Consider the following 907-nt stretch of genomic DNA (forward strand, 5'->3'; position numbering starts at 1 on the left):
TTCCCCATAGCAGGGCGCCCCGCAAGGATAATCAAATCAGATGCTTGTAACCCTCCCATTTTCTCATCAAGTGTTTTGATATGGGTAGCTATCCCTGAGAGCCTTGAGGAACGCTTTTTCGCTGCACTTGCCATGTTAAGTGCTTTTGCAATGGCTGTATTAAAGTTTTCAAACCCACCCCCATATTTTCCCTTTTCTGCCAATTCAAACAACTGATTTTCAACAGTTTCAATTTGTTGTGATGTTGTAAGTTCTACAGAAACATCATAAGCTCTATTCACAACTTGAGTGCCAAGGTTAATTAAAGAGCGTCGGATAAACAGATCATAAATGACGCTCCCATAATCTTTAGTATTAATGATTGTTACAGCTTCTTTAGCTAAACGCACCACGTAATTATATACAGTGATGTCACCAATTTTCGCATCATTTTCAACAAAGGGCTTAATAGTAATGGGATCTGCAACTTTTCCATTTTGAATAATTTGTGAAATGATATCAAAAAGCTTTTGATGCAACGGTTCAAAAAAGTGCTCTGCTTTTAAAAAATCAGAAACGCTATCAAGAGCATTATTATTGATAATGATAGCACCCAGCAAAGCTTTCTCTGCTTCAATATTATGGGGCAGTTGACGAAAAGAAGATTGTTCTTCTGTTTGAAAAGAAGGTAAATTAACAGCGTTCATTTTATTCATTATGATTTAAATTGATTTGATAAATGATAATTATAAATCACTGAATCTACAGTGTGAATCCCATTTTTATTTTACTTAACAGCTTGCTTTTTGATACGTTTTGTGCAATAAAGAGATGTTCTTTTATATTTCGGTTATTTCTTTTAATCGTTTATTTAGATCGCTAGCTGTTTTGATAATAAAAGCCGTGTCTTAAAGGACGCGGCTTTTTT

At 34.6% G+C, this 907-nt stretch carries 1 protein-coding gene; it reads right to left on the minus strand.

Going from position 1 to position 907, the window contains the following annotated elements; all coding sequences use genetic code 11:
- Positions 1 to 695 (minus strand): DnaB-like helicase N-terminal domain-containing protein (locus tag ACFIQC_RS09940; RefSeq protein ID WP_375707141.1); only part of this gene is annotated, 695 nt, incomplete at its 3' end.
- Positions 696 to 907: the final 212 nt, after the last annotated feature.

The sequence above is a fragment of the Bartonella sp. AA126HLJHH genome, from assembly GCF_042197425.1.
In the GTDB taxonomy this organism is placed as follows: Bacteria; Pseudomonadota; Alphaproteobacteria; order Rhizobiales; family Rhizobiaceae; genus Bartonella.